We start from the raw sequence: 14973 nt of genomic DNA, 5'->3' as shown, positions 1-14973 counted from the left end.
TTACATTATCTCCTTTATTTCTCCACGTTTGACCTGGGCCTTACCGCTAAAGTTAGGCGGGCAATAAACAATAATGACGTGCAGCAAAACGAGGTCACATTTTAATGGCGAATTTTTTCATCGATCGCCCCATTTTTGCCTGGGTGCTAGCAATCCTGTTGTGTCTGACGGGTGTCCTGGCGATTACTTCCCTTCCTGTTGAGCAATACCCCGACCTCGCCCCCCCTAACGTGCGTATCACGGCGAACTACCCTGGCGCCTCGGCACAGACGCTGGAAAATACCGTCACGCAGGTTATCGAGCAGAACATGACGGGTCTTGATAACCTGATGTACATGTCCTCGCAGAGCAGCGCCACGGGCCAGGCGACGGTAACCCTGAGCTTTACGGCGGGCACGGATCCGGACGAAGCGGTGCAGCAGGTGCAAAACCAGCTGCAATCGGCCCTGCGTAAACTGCCTCAGGCGGTGCAGAACCAGGGGGTGACCGTGCGTAAGACCGGTGACACCAATATTTTGACCATCGCGTTTGTTTCAACCGATGGCTCGATGGATAAGCAGGACATCGCGGACTACGTCGCCAGTAATATTCAGGACCCGCTCAGCCGTATCAACGGCGTGGGTGATATCGACGCCTACGGCTCGCAGTATTCCATGCGTATCTGGCTGGATCCCAACAAGCTGAACAGCGTGCAGATGACCGCCAAAGATGTCACCGACGCCATCGAATCGCAGAACGCTCAGATTGCCGTGGGGCAGCTCGGTGGTACGCCGTCCGTGGATAACCAGGCGCTTAACGCCACCATCAACTCCCAGTCGCTGCTCCAGACGCCTGAACAGTTCCGCAATATCACTCTGCGCGTGAATCAGGACGGTTCGGAAGTGCGTCTGGGGGATGTCGCCACCGTGGAAATGGGGGCAGAAAAATATGACTACCTGAGTCGCTTTAACGGCAATGCTGCGTCCGGCCTGGGGGTGAAACTGGCCTCCGGCGCTAACGAAATGGCGACCGCGCAGCGGGTGTTAGAGCGTCTGGATGAGCTGTCGCATTACTTCCCGCACGGACTGGAGTACAAAGTCGCCTACGAAACCACCTCATTCGTAAAAGCCTCCATCGAAGATGTGGTGAAAACCCTGCTCGAAGCTATCGCGCTGGTGTTCCTCGTGATGTACCTGTTCCTGCAAAACTTCCGCGCCACGCTGATCCCCACCATTGCGGTGCCGGTGGTGTTGCTGGGAACCTTTGCGGTGCTGTATGCCTTCGGTTACAGCATCAACACCCTGACCATGTTCGCCATGGTGCTGGCCATCGGCCTGCTGGTGGATGATGCCATCGTGGTGGTGGAAAACGTCGAGCGCATCATGAGCGAGGAAGGGCTTTCGCCCCGCGAGGCCACGCGTAAATCGATGGGGCAAATTCAGGGTGCGCTGGTCGGTATCGCCATGGTGCTGTCGGCGGTATTTATCCCGATGGCGTTTTTTGGCGGCACTACGGGCGCGATTTATCGCCAGTTCTCGATCACCATCGTCTCTGCGATGGTGCTCTCCGTACTGGTGGCGATGATCCTTACCCCTGCTCTGTGCTCGACGCTGCTCAAACCGCTGCATAAGGGCGAACACCACGGTCAAAAAGGCTTCTTCGGCTGGTTTAACCGCATGTTTAACCGAAATGCGGCGCGCTATGAAGCGGGCGTGGGTAAAGTACTGCACCGCAGCGTGCGCTGGATGGTGGTCTATGTCCTGCTGCTCGGCGGCATGGTCTTCTTATTCCTGCGGCTGCCAACCTCGTTCCTGCCGCTGGAAGATCGCGGCATGTTTATCACCTCCGTACAGTTACCGAGCGGCTCGACCCAGCAGCAGACCCTGAAAGTGGTGCAGAAGGTTGAGAACTACTTCCATACTCAGGAGAAGGATAACGTGGTCTCCGTCTTCTCCACCGTCGGCTCTGGCCCTGGCGGTAACGGGCAGAACGTGGCGCGTATGTTTGTGCGCCTGAAAGACTGGGACCAGCGCGACAGCGATAGCGGCTCCTCCTTTGCCATCATTGAACGTGCAACTAAAGCGTTCAACAAAATCAAGGAAGCGCGCGTTTTCGCCAGCAGCCCGCCCGCTATCAGTGGCCTGGGCAGCTCAGCCGGATTTGATATGGAGCTTCAGGATCACGCGGGTGCCGGGCATGACGCGTTGATGGCAGCTCGCGATAAACTGCTCGAGCTGGCCGGGAAAGAGCCGCAGCTTACCCGCGTTCGTCATAACGGTCTGGATGACAGCCCTCAGCTACAGGTGGATATCGACCAGCGTAAAGCGCAGGCGCTGGGCGTCTCCATCGACGACATTAACGACACCCTGCAAACGGCATGGGGCTCAAGCTACGTGAATGACTTTATGGATCGCGGTCGCGTGAAAAAGGTCTACGTTCAGTCTGCTGCCAAATACCGCATGCTGCCGGACGATATCAACCGCTGGTATGTGCGCAATAACACCGGCGGCATGGTGCCGTTCTCGGCGTTTGCGACGTCACGCTGGGAGACCGGTTCGCCGCGTCTGGAGCGTTACAACGGCTATTCGGCGCTGGAGATTGTCGGTGAAGCCGCGCCTGGCGTCAGTACCGGTACTGCAATGGACATTATGGAAAAACTGGTTCAGCAGTTACCGACCGGCTTTGGCCTGGAGTGGACGGCGATGTCCTACCAGGAACGGCTTTCCGGCGCGCAGGCGCCTGCCCTGTATGCCCTGTCGCTGCTGGTGGTGTTCCTCTGCCTGGCGGCGCTGTATGAAAGCTGGTCAGTGCCGTTCTCGGTAATGCTGGTGGTGCCTCTCGGGGTCATCGGCGCGCTGCTGGCAACCTGGATGCGTGGCCTGGAAAACGATGTCTATTTCCAGGTCGGACTCCTCACCGTAATCGGATTGTCGGCGAAAAACGCCATTCTGATCGTCGAATTTGCCAATGAGATGAATGCCAAAGGTCACGAACTGATGGCCGCCACGCTGCACGCCTGTCGTCAGCGCCTGCGCCCGATCCTGATGACTTCTCTGGCGTTTGTATTTGGCGTCCTGCCGATGGCCACCAGCTCCGGCGCAGGCTCCAGCAGCCAGCACGCGGTGGGAACGGGCGTTATGGGGGGAATGATTTCCGCGACGATTCTGGCTATCTATTTCGTACCGCTGTTCTTTGTGCTGATACGCCGTCGTTTCCCGCTGAAGGATAAGCCGGAATAACCCGTTGAAATAAAAAAAGGCGGCTTTACAGGCCGCCTTTTTATTGTGTGATTCTTTCACACTATGGTTATTTTAGTTAATTAAGTGCTCTTGCATTTCTTACCGGAAATTCATTTACGAAGCATGCCTTCGATAAAATCTTTCCAGTTCCCCAGTTCATGTTCAATCATAACAACCTCTCTTATTATTATGTGCATTCTACGAAAACGTATCATCATTGTGAAGCCACTTTAACCGATTGCTGTGATTGAGCCTCGCTGTGCAGGTAGGTTTAGGATCACTATGAGCGTTGCCGGGTAAATTTTATGTGACCTACAGCAATATTTTGAAATAGTCAGAAAAATGACAGCATTTTTAATTTCCCCCTGAGTTTATTGGCAATTTATACAGAGTGGACAACTATGCTTAAAAGATGGAACACTATTCAGCGTACAGCTGTTCGTTAAATTATGGAGAATTGTAAATCACGAAAAATTCCGAATATGTTATATTCCACTTAAGGATATATCTTCGAAAATATTGAACATTTAATCCACACAAGAACAAAAGGATTCACTATGGTTGTGATGTACGGCATTAAGAATTGCGATACGATTAAAAAAGCCCGCCGCTGGCTGGAAGCACACAACATCGACTATCGCTTCCATGATTACCGTGCCGACGGGCTTGACCCCGCGTTTCTCCATTCCGCCATCAACGAACTGGGCTGGGAAGCGCTGCTGAACACCCGCGGGACCACCTGGCGAAAACTGGATGAATCTCTCCGGGCCACGATCAACAACGCCGACAGCGCAGCCAAACTGATGCTTGAAATGCCGGCAATCATCAAACGCCCATTGCTCTGCAAGCCAGGTCAGCCTATGCTGCTGGGTTTCAGTGAAACCCTTTATTCAGATTTATTCGTTGAGGTGTAGTCTATGTCATGCCCGGTCATTGAGCTGACTCAGCAGCTTATTCGCCGTCCTTCCCTTAGCCCGGACGACGCAGGTTGTCAGGCATTAATGATTGAGCGCCTGCGTGCCATCGGTTTTACCGTCGAGCACATGGATTTTGGCGATACGCAGAACTTCTGGGCATGGCGCGGTCAGGGGGAGACGCTGGCGTTTGCCGGACATACCGACGTAGTTCCCGCAGGCGACGCAGACCGCTGGATCAACCCGCCTTTTGAGCCAACCATCCGCGACGGCATGCTTTTCGGACGCGGCGCTGCGGATATGAAAGGTTCCCTGGCTGCGATGGTCGTGGCGGCAGAGCGTTTCGTCGCCCAGCATCCGAACCATAAAAACCGTCTTGCGTTTTTGATTACCTCCGATGAAGAAGCCAGCGCCCACAATGGCACCGTGAAGGTCGTTGAGGCGCTGATGGCGCGCAATGAACGTCTGGACTACTGTCTGGTGGGCGAACCGTCCAGTACCGAAGTGGTGGGCGATGTGGTGAAAAATGGCCGCCGTGGATCCCTGACCTGCAATTTGACCATTCATGGCGTGCAGGGCCACGTTGCCTATCCGCACCTGGCGGATAACCCGGTACACCGCGCCGCGCCGATGCTGAACGAACTGGTGGGCATTGAATGGGATAAAGGCAACGAATTTTTCCCGCCAACCAGCATGCAAATAGCCAACATCAAGGCCGGCACCGGCAGCAACAACGTCATTCCCGGCGATCTCTTCGTCCAGTTTAACTTCCGCTTCAGCACCGAACTGACCGACGAGATGATAAAAGCGCGCGTGATTGCGCTGCTAGAGAAATACCAGCTGCGCTATACCCTCGACTGGTGGCTGTCTGGCCAGCCGTTCCTGACGCAGCGCGGTAAACTGGTGGATGCGGTAGTGAACGCCATTGCGCACTATAATGAAATTAAGCCACAGCTGCTGACAACGGGCGGCACATCTGACGGACGCTTTATTGCCCGCATGGGCGCACAGGTTGTCGAACTGGGTCCGGTTAACGCGACGATTCACAAAATCAATGAATGCGTGAACGCTGCCGATTTACAACTGCTGGCCCGCATGTATCAACGTATTATGGAGCAGCTCGTCGCCTGACGGGTGCTTAAAGAGGATTAGCGAATGGACTGGCTTTCAAAGTACTGGTGGATTCTGGTGTTGGTATTTCTGGTAGGCGTGCTGCTTAACGTGATTAAAGATCTCAAGCGCGTTGACCACAAAAAGTTCCTTGCCAACAAACCGGATCTTCCGCCGCACCGTGATTTTAACGACAAGTGGGACGATGAAGACGACTGGCCGAAGAAGGACCAGAAGAAGTAATCGCTTTGTTTCCCCTCTCCCTAGGGAGAGGGGAAACCTCACATAAACTCGACGATATCATCGTCATTCGGCTTACCGCCGCTGAGCGCTTCATCAAAGTAGTGCTTCGGTACGGTATAACGCAGATGACCGAGCGCGAACTGCATGCTGCGATCGTCAATGGCATGCCCCAGATCGTCCACGATATCCAGCGTCACATCCCCGCCTTCACGCATCAGCGCGTCCTGGGCCGCAACCGCATGCGAAAGCTCAATTACCCGGTCTTCACCCCCATGAATGAGATGGATCGTGGTCTGCGTGGTCGCGCTTTGCGGTAACGTCGCAAAACGCCCATTGAAGGCAATCACGCGGGACACCAGTCCGGGCTGCGCTTTTACGCTTTCCAGCGACATGATTGAGCCCTGAGAGAAGCCAATCAGCGCTGTTGCATTGGCACCTACGCCGCTTTGCTGCTGCCAGTAACGCACGGTATTGATAAAGGCTGGCATAACGGCATCAATACGTGCCTGACGATTTTCCTCCGTCACGCCCTCGACGGAAAACCACTGCCGCCCGTCCGGACCGCAGGGCTCCACGCCGCCGATACTGACGATCAGCGCGTGTGGGAAAACGGGTGCAAACCAGCTGCCAATCTGTCCCATATTGACGGCATTGTCGCCCACGCCATGAAACAGAAGCAGTAGCTGTTTAGCAGGTGTATCCGGGCTTTGCACAACAAAATGGTCATGTTTCATGGCGATCTCCTTAATTGTTAAGCAGGATTTTACGCCTCTGCGGGGTAATGACCATGCCACTTTACTGAAGAAGTCATTGAAAAAATTGCCATTGCAAAATGTCGGCTTTCAGCCGCTGGCTACGAGAGTAATCAAGCCTTTCAAGCGCGTGAGCGGTTTCCTCGCGTAGCTTCGCCAGCAACGCTTTGCGCCCGAAATCGTGCGTATTCCCTTCCATTTTCCCACGCAGCGCCGGGAGCGGCATATCCACGGCTAACAACAATCGCGTTAGCGCCGCAACCGAGGTTGAAAACGCCCGGTGCGCAAAGGCAAACCCCGCCAGCTCCAGCCAGTCGTCACTATTAAGGGTAGCTTCCCATGCATCCATCACCGGGATCTTTTCGCCATTCCAGGCCGACAGGACCCGCATATCACGACATAAACGCTGATGCGCCTCTTCGCAGAGCTGATGCCCCGCCTCGCTCAGCGGCAGCAACGCCATCGCCGTATAGCACCCGCTGCTGGCCTCCCGGTGGCTGCCCATTCGCACCAGCACAAACCCGCACTGCCGCCAGAAACGCCACAGCTCGTCGGTATAGCCAAAGCTGACCGAGAGATAATCTTCTCCGCTGGCACTGCGGATCAGCCCCTGGCCGATGCCTTCCCGCTGGCGATGAGGATGAACCGCAATACGGCTGACGCGTCGGCCTTTCAGCGTCGCCGCGAGAGGCGATCCGCCGTGGGCAGCCAGCGACTGTGCCACCAGATTTCCACGCGGCCGACGAAATCCCGCCCACACCGCGCGACTAAGCTCTGGGGATAAGCCGCCCTCCTCCACCAGCCAGAGCGCGCCAGCGATCTCCGCGCCCGCCTGAGCAACAGCAAAATGCTGTCCCGGCGCGTCCATCATCCGGCGTAAATCGAGGGGGGACGTCCGGTAGTGCGCGGCACACAGCAGTTCATACACGCCTGCCCCGCGCGCCGGATCGCTCTCCCACACCCCGGGCTCCAGCGACGTTAAACTTACCTCCCCTGCCGGTTTGCGATCGATAAGCGCATCGTAGAACAGCAGCGCGTTCGCCACGATTCGCTCAAGAGGACATCCGGCAGCCCAGCGTACAGGGGTTGATAAGGTATATCGCCGCAGACCGCTGAACCGGGCGCAGAACTTCAGCAGGAATCCCCTGCCCGTGCCTTCATAACCCTGCACCGTAGTGGTCAACAACACGCGGGAAAAGCGCATCGTCAGTTTCTCGAGCAGCGGGCCGGGGATGGCGGCCGCCTCATCGACAATCAGCCAGTCAGCTTCTGTTGTGGAGGCCAGCAGCGCATCCGGGGCCATAAAGTGAAAATGTTCCCCGGCGAAACGCGCGATGACATCCGTCGCCCCTTTTGCCGGTGCGGTCACTACAGCACTATCCTGAATGCCGTTGAGCAACATGCCCGCCAGGGCGGACTTTCCTCGTCCGCGCGGGGCCGTCACGGCAGCCACGCCAGCAGGCATGGTCAGAAGCGCATCGAGGATCGCAGCCTGCTCGCGCTGCGGTTCACCGCTGGCGGGCTGCCAAGCGGGTAAATCTGGCGCAACGGGAAGGCACAGAGGACGATGTTGATGCCAGACGATAGCATCTGAATCGGCGGCCAGCGTCCGGCAAAAATGGGAAACAAAGTGCGGGGTGGCGATCGGCTCTGCGCTGTCGCTCCAGCGTAGAGAATCCGCGTCGGGCCTGTTAGCCCAGACGGAGAACGGCGGCACCAGCAGCACCAGAAGGCTTCCGGCGCGCAGGGTCCCGCTGAGGGCGGCGAAGGCCGAGACGTCAAACCCGCGACGCGCGTCAAAAACGGCGTGCAGATATTCACGTCCCAGCAGGCCGCTGATGGCCTTAGAGGGGTTTTCCTCCAGCCACAGCCAGTCTCCTGGTAACGTATCGCGCAGGATGGTCGCCTGGCTCAACGTCCACGCTTCATCGCCGCTAAGCACCACCAGCCGGCGGTGCCCGGTACGCTGAAGCTGGTTAACCAGCTGTTCAACCCCCAACATCACATAGCTTTGCCGAAGGTATTACACTGCGACGGGTTGCCGCTGTCAAAGCCACGCTTAAACCAGCTGTAGCGCTGCTCTGAGGTACCATGGGTAAAGCTGTCCGGCACAACGCGCCCCTGGCTTTGCTGCTGCAAGCGATCGTCACCAATCGCCTGTGCGGCATTCAGGGCCTCTTCCAGATCGCCTGTTTCCAGCACGCCCTGCTGCTGCATGCTGTGTCCCCAGACGCCAGCGAAGCAGTCGGCCTGAAGCTCCATGCGTACGGAGAGATGATTCACCTCCGCCTGAGACGCATTCTGCTGCATCTGACGTACTTTAGGTTCAATGCCGAGGAGCTTCTGCACATGGTGGCCGACTTCATGCGCGATCACGTAGCCCTGGGCAAAATCGCCGTCGGCGCCCAGCTTGCTTTTCATGTCGTCATAGAAGGAGAGATCGATATAGACGGTGCTGTCCGCCGGGCAGTAGAACGGCCCCATAACGGACTGCCCGGTGCCGCAGCCGGTGCGGGTTGCGCCCCGGTACATCACCAGTTTTGGCGGCTGATAAGTCCGCCCCATTTTCTCGAACTGCTGACCCCAGGTATCTTCAGTCGTCGCGAGAATAACGGAAGTAAATTTTGCCGCTTCATCTTCATTCGGGCTGATGGAGCGCTGAGAATACTGCTGCTGTTGCCCGGTTTCACCGGTCATCAAACCGGTCAGGTCGACGCCGTAGTAGCCCGCCACCAGCACGACGACCAGCAGAATAATGCCGCCCTTGCCGCTGGGTAACCGGAAACCTGGCCCGCCCATAGACGGACCACCGCCACCACTGCTGCGTCTGTCTTCTACGTTGTCACTTTCACGACGCCCTTGCCAGCGCATAAACACCTCGAACTATTCCATTTATAATAGCTATGATCGTAGGCGGTTAATGAAAGGATTACCATAGTAAACAAGGATAAGACGCCAAAGGATGCCAACATCCTTTGGCAAATGCGCAGTTTAGTCGAGCTTAACGCCTAAACGGTGAGCAACCGCTTCGTACGCTTCGACCACGCCACCCAGACTCTGGCGGAAACGGTCTTTGTCCATTTTATCCAGCGTCTCTTTGTCCCACAGGCGGCTGCCGTCCGGAGAGAATTCGTCGCCCAGCACCACTTCGCCTTTGTACAGACCGAACTCCAGCTTGAAGTCGACCAGAATCAGGCCCGCGTCATCAAACAGCTTTTTCAGCACGTCGTTGGCTTTGTAGGTCAGTTCCTGCATGCGCGCCAGGTTCTCTTTGCTGACCCAGCCGAAGGTTTCGCAGTAGGATTCGTTGACCATCGGGTCATGCATGGCGTCGTTTTTCAGGAACAGATCGAACAGCGGTGGATTCAGTTCGATACCCTCTTCAATGCCCAGACGCTTCACCAGGGAGCCTGCGGCACGGTTACGGATCACGCACTCAACCGGCACCATATCCAGTTTTTTTACCAGACATTCCGTATCGGACAACAACGCTTCCATCTGAGTCGGGATACCGGCTTCGGCCAGTTTGGTCATAATGAAGTGGTTGAACTTGTTGTTCACCATGCCCTTACGATCGAACTGCTCAATGCGTGCGCCGTCTCCTGCTGACGTATCATTGCGGAATTCGAGCACCAACAGATCCGGGTTTTCCGTGCTGTATACGGTTTTCGCTTTGCCACGATACAACTCAGCTTGCTTCTGCATCTTCATTACTCCTGGTGTGATGATTTGTATTCAAAACTGGCGATATTATGCCACGCACACGTTTGCGTGGCACGAAAATAAAAAGGGCTGGATTAACCAGCCCTCACTATTATTTGCTGAATGCGGCCTGGAAGGCAGCGACCAGCGCATCGTTCTGCGCCTGGGTCAGCGTGTGTCCTTTCGGATCGATAAACTGCAGGCTGCTGCGGTTATCGAGGTCGCCGACCTGGATTTTGTAGTCACCGGAAGGCAGCTGTGGATCGCTTGCCCCCAGATCCTGCCAGGCACTTTCAGACAGCGGCTTATAGGTCGCTGTGATGCTGCCCGTTGAACGGGTGCTGTCGGTCACCTTCATGCCCACTTTTTCCAGCGTGGCTGGCAGACGCTGCCAGGTCTGGTTAAACGGCGCACGCACCACCAGCATTGGCAGGCCGGTATCGTCTGCACCGCTCTGCACGTCAAACGTTGAGCCGTTACGGTTCTGCGCGGCGTTTGCGGCATCAGCAGCGTTCTTATCCAGACCCGCTGCAATCACGTTCAGCATTTCGGTACTGTAGCGCTGCATGGCGGACGGATCGGCAACCGGTTTACCTGCCTGCTCAAGATTCAACAGCTTAACGGTAACCGCCTGCTGATAACCCTGCGGCTTAACGGAGACTTGATAACGACCACGATACTGCTGGTCTTCATCGAGACGGTTCCACTCAATCCAGTCGGTGGTTAAGGTCTGGCTGGCGTCGTCGCGTTTATCAATCGTATAGTTTTTCGACTGAATGACGCTCACAACCTGCGGCCACAGCGTGGTACCGCGTGCGCTTTCCACCAGCAGAGAAGCTGTATCACCGGTGAACTGCGTGCGCGCGCCACTCACCAGCGCCAGAGGCTGAGCTGGCGGACGAATATCGAGCGCTTTACCCACCAGGCCGCTGCCGTTGGTAACCGGAATATTATAATCACCGTTCTGGATCGGCAGGATCATGCCGGCAGGCGCGTGAAGTTCAGCAAGCGGCGGCGCATCCAGATAGGATTCATCACCGCTCACCTGGCGCTTGTAGCGCGAGTCTGAACTACAGGCAGCGAGGAGCATAACAAGCGAAACACCCGCAACCTTGGCCAGGCGCGACTTCTGTACTGAATAAGCCATCAAATCTCCCTAAACTTTACAGCAAACCGGCATGCTTCAGCGCGCCAGCGACAATTTCACGACCATGGTCGGTAATCGGTGTCATTGGCAGACGCAGCGTGTCGGTTGCTACAAGCCCCAACTCCTTACATGCCCATTTCACTGGGATCGGATTGGGTTCGACAAATAATTTATTATGCAACGGCATCAGACGCTGATTAATCACGCGAGCTTCATCAAAGTGACCGGCTGCGGCCAGTTTGCACATGTCAGCCATATCACGCGCCGCCACGTTCGCCGTCACGGAAATCACGCCGTTACCACCGAGCTGCATAAAGTCCAGTGCGGTCGCATCATCACCGCTCAACAGGATAAAGTCGTCTGAAACCAGCTCTTTGATCTGATGAACGCGGCTTAAGTTCCCTGTCGCCTCTTTAATCCCGATAATATTTTTTACTTTCGAGAGACGGCCAACGGTTTCCGGCAGCATATCGCAACCGGTACGGGACGGCACATTATACAGAATTTGTGGCAAGTCAGTATGTTCAGCGATGGCTTTGAAATGCTGGAACAAACCTTCCTGAGTTGGGCGGTTGTAGTAAGGGGTCACCGTCAGACAGCCAACAATGCCGCTGTCGTTAAAACGCTGAGTCAGGCTAATGGCCTCTGCCGTTGCGTTTGCGCCCGTACCCGCGATGACCGGAATACGCCCGTCCGCCAGTTCCAGGGTCAGCATCACAACATCGCCGTGCTCTTCGTGGCTCAGCGTGGCGGATTCACCGGTAGTCCCTACCGAAACGATCGCCGAGGTTCCATTGGCGACATGGTAATCAATGAGCTTCTTCATGCTTGACCGGCAGACATTACCTTTTTCATCCATCGGTGTAACAAGCGCGACAATACTTCCCGTGAACATGAGCCATCCTCTGTGCGAACAAGAGCCTCAATGTTACGTTTGGAACTGTAATAAAAGCAAGCGACCTGAGGCTCTCAGGCGGTTGTATGCATGTTTTTTTTATGCTTTCCTTAGGAAGACTTAACCACGCAAAGGAAGAACAGGTTTGACAACCTCATCACAACATTACCTGGTTATCACTGCGCTGGGTGCTGACAGGCCGGGTATCGTGAATACCATCACTCGCAACGTGAGCAGCTGCGGCTGCAATATCGAAGACAGCCGGCTGGCTATGCTTGGCGAAGAATTCACGTTCATCATGCTGCTTTCCGGAACATGGAATGCCATTACCCTCATCGAATCTACCCTGCCGCTGAAAGGCGCAGAGCTGGATTTACTGATTGTGATGAAGCGCACCACCGCGCGCCCGCGTCCGGCTCTGCCTGCCACAGTCTGGGTACAGGTTGAAGTGCCTGATTCACCTCATCTGATTGAACGTTTTACGGCACTGTTTGACAGCCATCAGATGAACATTGCCGAACTGGTTTCCCGCACGCAGCCTGGCGATGAAAACGCCATCCCGACGCTGTTTATTCAAATTACCGCCCACAGCCCTGCCTCGCAGGATGCGTCAAATATCGAGCAAGCGTTCAAAGCCCTCTGTACAGAATTACACGCGCAAGGCAGTATAAGCGTCGTCGATTATTCGCAGCACGAACAGGATGGAGTTGAGTAATGAACCCACTGAAAGCCGGTGATATCGCACCGAAATTTAGCTTACCGGATCAAGACGGCGAGCAAGTAAATTTGACCGACTTCCAGGGACAGCGTGTTCTGGTCTATTTCTACCCGAAAGCCATGACCCCGGGCTGTACCGTACAGGCCTGCGGTTTACGCGACAACATGGATGAGTTGAAAAAGGTCGGTGTGGAAGTGCTGGGCATCAGCACCGATAAACCAGAGAAGCTGTCACGTTTTGCGGAAAAAGAGCTGCTGAACTTCACGCTGCTTTCCGATGAAGACCACCAGGTTTGCGAGCAGTTTGGCGTCTGGGGTGAGAAGTGCTTTATGGGCAAAACGTACGACGGTATTCACCGCATCAGCTTCCTGATTGACGCTGACGGTAAAGTTGAGCACGTGTTTGATGATTTCAAAACCAGCAACCACCACGACGTGGTGTTGAACTGGCTGAAACAAAGCGCCTGATAAACAGCAAAACGGCAACCCAGGTTGCCGTTTTTAGTGTTTGCCCCCTCTCCCCGTGGGCTGAGGGTTCCCCACAAATTAATGCGAGCACTGAGCAATCCCCTCGCCCCTACGGGGAGAGGGTTAGGGTGAGGGGAACATACGGCGGTGGTGGTCATTCCGTTCACTTTATGTTCCTTGCTACTCTGTAACGATATGACCGGTGAACGTGCAAGGGTGGCTCAGTCGCCACCACCCTGGCGACCCGGGCTCCCGGCGGTAAATCGCCGCTTCGCGGTGCCCTCGGCTTATTCCTTCCGGCTTATCGGGTACGGGCGGAGGCAACGTCCCTGTAAAGCCGCCCTCTCGGCGCATCCCTGCGCCTCGCCCCGGCCTGCAGGAAACGCCTCAGCGATTTACAGCCGGACCAGAGCATCGCTGACAGCCCTCAGTCATTTAGAAAGCAACTTTATTGCTTCTGCATAAAAAAATTACTGGGGATCCCTCAGCCCCGTGGGAGAGGGTTGGGGTGAGGGCATCAGCCCGCACTAAATCTACTTCTCTTCCACCGCCGGCACATCCGGCCACGCGTGGACCACGGCTTTAATCAGCGTCGCCAGTGGAATGGCGAAGAACACGCCCCAGAATCCCCACAGCCCGCCGAAAATCACCACTGACAGGATAATCACCAGCGGATGCAGGTTAACTGCTTCTGAGAACAGCACCGGTACCAGCAGGTTCCCGTCCAGTCCCTGAATAATCAGGTATACGGCGAAACAGCTCCAGAACTCCGTACCCAGACCAAACTGGAACAGCGCCACACCGACTACCGGAATGGTCACCACAAACGCGCCGATATACGGGATCAGAACCGAGAATCCGACCAACACCGCCAGCAGCAGCGAGTAGTTCAGCCCGAAAATCACGAAGCCAATCCAGGTCGCCACGCCCACCACAATCATCTCCAGCACTTTGCCGCGAATGTAGTTGGTGATTTGCTGGTTCATCTCCTGCCAGACCTGACCGGCGAGACCGCGATTGCGCGGCAGCACGCGGCGCACCGCATTCAGCATCTGCTCTTTATCTTTGACCAGGAAAAACACCATTAACGGCACGAGAACAAGGTAAACCGCCAGCGTCAGCAACCCCACCAGCGAGGCCAGAGAGTATTTCACCACCGAGTCACCCATGGTCATGATGCGGGCGCGCATGTTTTCGGCCATCGCATCGATGATCCCGGCGTCCATCAGCGCAGGATAGCGGCGCGGCAGCGTGGCGGCAAAATCAGAAAGTTTATTCAGCATGCCGGGCATGTCGCGGATCAGGTAGATCCCCTGTTGCCAGGCGATGGGCATCACCACGAAGGACATCAGCAGCAGAATGCCGACAAACAGCACCAGGACAATGCTGGTCGCCCAGCGACGGGAACAGCCGATATGTTCCAGACGCGCGGTGGGCCACTCCAGCAGATACGCCAGCACAATTGCCACCAGAAGCGGTGCCAACAGGCCACTAAAGAAGAACAGGATACCGAATCCGGCAACCAGAATGACCAGCAAAGCAATGGCTTCCGGATCGCTAAACCGACGCCGATACCACTGCATTAACATTTCGAGCATACAACCCTTCCCTGAATCGAATGGCGGGAGTGAGACGGTGAATTGTATCTAACTGTCACAAAAAAGACTTTCCTTTTTGTTTCACTGTCAGGTTTCGCAAAACCCTGATGAATGGGATTTTCTTCATCTCTTAACACGGCTACACTCGCAGAGCAGCGGAGATGAACGTTATGCGGGTTCATCGGTCAAATTAGCACATCCAACATACA

The 14973-nt window shown here is 55.7% G+C and carries 14 protein-coding genes; 6 read left to right on the top strand and 8 right to left on the bottom strand.

What is annotated here, in order from left to right; genetic code table 11:
- Nucleotides 1-104 precede the first annotated feature (104 nt).
- The gene (acrD, locus tag ACOTZP_RS09765; protein WP_045621185.1) at nucleotides 105-3218 is read left to right on the top strand and encodes a multidrug efflux RND transporter permease AcrD; all 3114 of its coding nucleotides are present in this window, start codon (nucleotides 105-107) and stop codon (nucleotides 3216-3218) included.
- Between the two features lie 110 nt (nucleotides 3219-3328).
- Here acrD and ypfM read toward each other — a convergent pair whose 3' ends face one another.
- Nucleotides 3329-3388, bottom strand: coding sequence for a protein YpfM (gene ypfM, locus ACOTZP_RS09760; protein ID WP_100181659.1), 60 nt, complete (start codon nucleotides 3386-3388; stop codon nucleotides 3329-3331).
- 387 nt (nucleotides 3389-3775) lie between these two features.
- On the opposite strand from ypfM, the gene ACOTZP_RS09755 reads away from it, so the two are divergent.
- Genes ACOTZP_RS09755 through ACOTZP_RS09745 form a run of 3 tightly spaced genes read left to right on the top strand, consistent with a single transcriptional unit; the run spans nucleotide 3776 to nucleotide 5485 of the window.
- Nucleotides 3776-4132, top strand: a complete 357-nt coding sequence (locus tag ACOTZP_RS09755; protein ID WP_045309148.1) for an ArsC family reductase — start codon at nucleotides 3776-3778, stop codon at nucleotides 4130-4132.
- A 3-nt stretch (nucleotides 4133-4135) separates the two neighbouring features.
- Nucleotides 4136-5263: a succinyl-diaminopimelate desuccinylase gene (gene dapE / locus ACOTZP_RS09750; protein ID WP_017383496.1), complete on the top strand. Its 1128-nt coding sequence runs from the start codon at nucleotides 4136-4138 to the stop codon at nucleotides 5261-5263.
- 24 nt (nucleotides 5264-5287) lie between these two features.
- A complete protein-coding gene (locus ACOTZP_RS09745; RefSeq protein WP_000383991.1) occupies nucleotides 5288-5485 on the top strand; it encodes a YpfN family protein in 198 nt (65 codons plus the stop codon).
- Nucleotides 5486-5523: 38 nt separating this feature from the next.
- On the opposite strand, the gene ypfH is transcribed toward ACOTZP_RS09745, so the two are convergent.
- From ypfH to dapA, 6 genes are all read right to left on the bottom strand, one after another.
- Nucleotides 5524-6219, bottom strand: a complete 696-nt coding sequence (ypfH, locus tag ACOTZP_RS09740; RefSeq protein WP_271074576.1) for an esterase — start codon at nucleotides 6217-6219, stop codon at nucleotides 5524-5526.
- Nucleotides 6220-6292: 73 nt separating this feature from the next.
- Entirely contained in the window at nucleotides 6293-8239 is a 1947-nt protein-coding gene (locus ACOTZP_RS09735) for a tRNA(Met) cytidine acetyltransferase TmcA (RefSeq protein WP_271074575.1), read from the bottom strand.
- Nucleotides 8239-9108, bottom strand: a complete 870-nt coding sequence (locus ACOTZP_RS09730; protein ID WP_022648970.1) for a neutral zinc metallopeptidase — start codon at nucleotides 9106-9108, stop codon at nucleotides 8239-8241. The genes ACOTZP_RS09735 and ACOTZP_RS09730 overlap by 1 nt, the downstream gene beginning before the upstream one ends.
- A gap of 120 nt (nucleotides 9109-9228) precedes the next feature.
- Nucleotides 9229-9942 (bottom strand): phosphoribosylaminoimidazolesuccinocarboxamide synthase, encoded by a 714-nt coding sequence (purC, locus tag ACOTZP_RS09725; protein WP_001171626.1) that lies wholly within the window; start codon nucleotides 9940-9942, stop codon nucleotides 9229-9231.
- 109 nt (nucleotides 9943-10051) lie between these two features.
- The gene (bamC, locus tag ACOTZP_RS09720) at nucleotides 10052-11086 is read right to left on the bottom strand and encodes an outer membrane protein assembly factor BamC (RefSeq protein ID WP_161177184.1); all 1035 of its coding nucleotides are present in this window, start codon (nucleotides 11084-11086) and stop codon (nucleotides 10052-10054) included.
- Between the two features lie 16 nt (nucleotides 11087-11102).
- The gene (gene dapA, locus ACOTZP_RS09715; RefSeq protein ID WP_003860542.1) at nucleotides 11103-11981 is read right to left on the bottom strand and encodes a 4-hydroxy-tetrahydrodipicolinate synthase; all 879 of its coding nucleotides are present in this window, start codon (nucleotides 11979-11981) and stop codon (nucleotides 11103-11105) included.
- Between the two features lie 145 nt (nucleotides 11982-12126).
- Between dapA and ACOTZP_RS09710 the strand changes: the two genes are divergently transcribed.
- Both ACOTZP_RS09710 and bcp read left to right on the top strand, forming a co-directional pair.
- On the top strand, nucleotides 12127-12696 hold the full coding sequence (locus tag ACOTZP_RS09710) for a glycine cleavage system transcriptional repressor (RefSeq protein ID WP_271074574.1): 570 nt from the start codon (nucleotides 12127-12129) through the stop codon (nucleotides 12694-12696).
- Nucleotides 12696-13166, top strand: coding sequence for a thioredoxin-dependent thiol peroxidase (gene bcp, locus ACOTZP_RS09705; protein WP_193543913.1), 471 nt, complete (start codon nucleotides 12696-12698; stop codon nucleotides 13164-13166). Before ACOTZP_RS09710 ends, bcp begins: the two co-directional genes overlap by 1 nt.
- Nucleotides 13167-13699: 533 nt before the next feature.
- On the opposite strand, the gene ACOTZP_RS09700 is transcribed toward bcp, so the two are convergent.
- On the bottom strand, nucleotides 13700-14764 hold the full coding sequence (locus tag ACOTZP_RS09700; protein WP_003860546.1) for an AI-2E family transporter: 1065 nt from the start codon (nucleotides 14762-14764) through the stop codon (nucleotides 13700-13702).
- Between the last annotated feature and the right edge of the window lie 209 nt (nucleotides 14765-14973).

Origin of the sequence: Enterobacter cloacae complex sp. SYL001 (assembly GCF_049237025.1) — a bacterium.
GTDB lineage: Bacteria > Pseudomonadota > Gammaproteobacteria > Enterobacterales > Enterobacteriaceae > Enterobacter > Enterobacter intestinihominis.
Note: the sequence above shows the minus strand (reverse complement) of the source record. Positions and strands in the feature narration are given on the sequence as shown.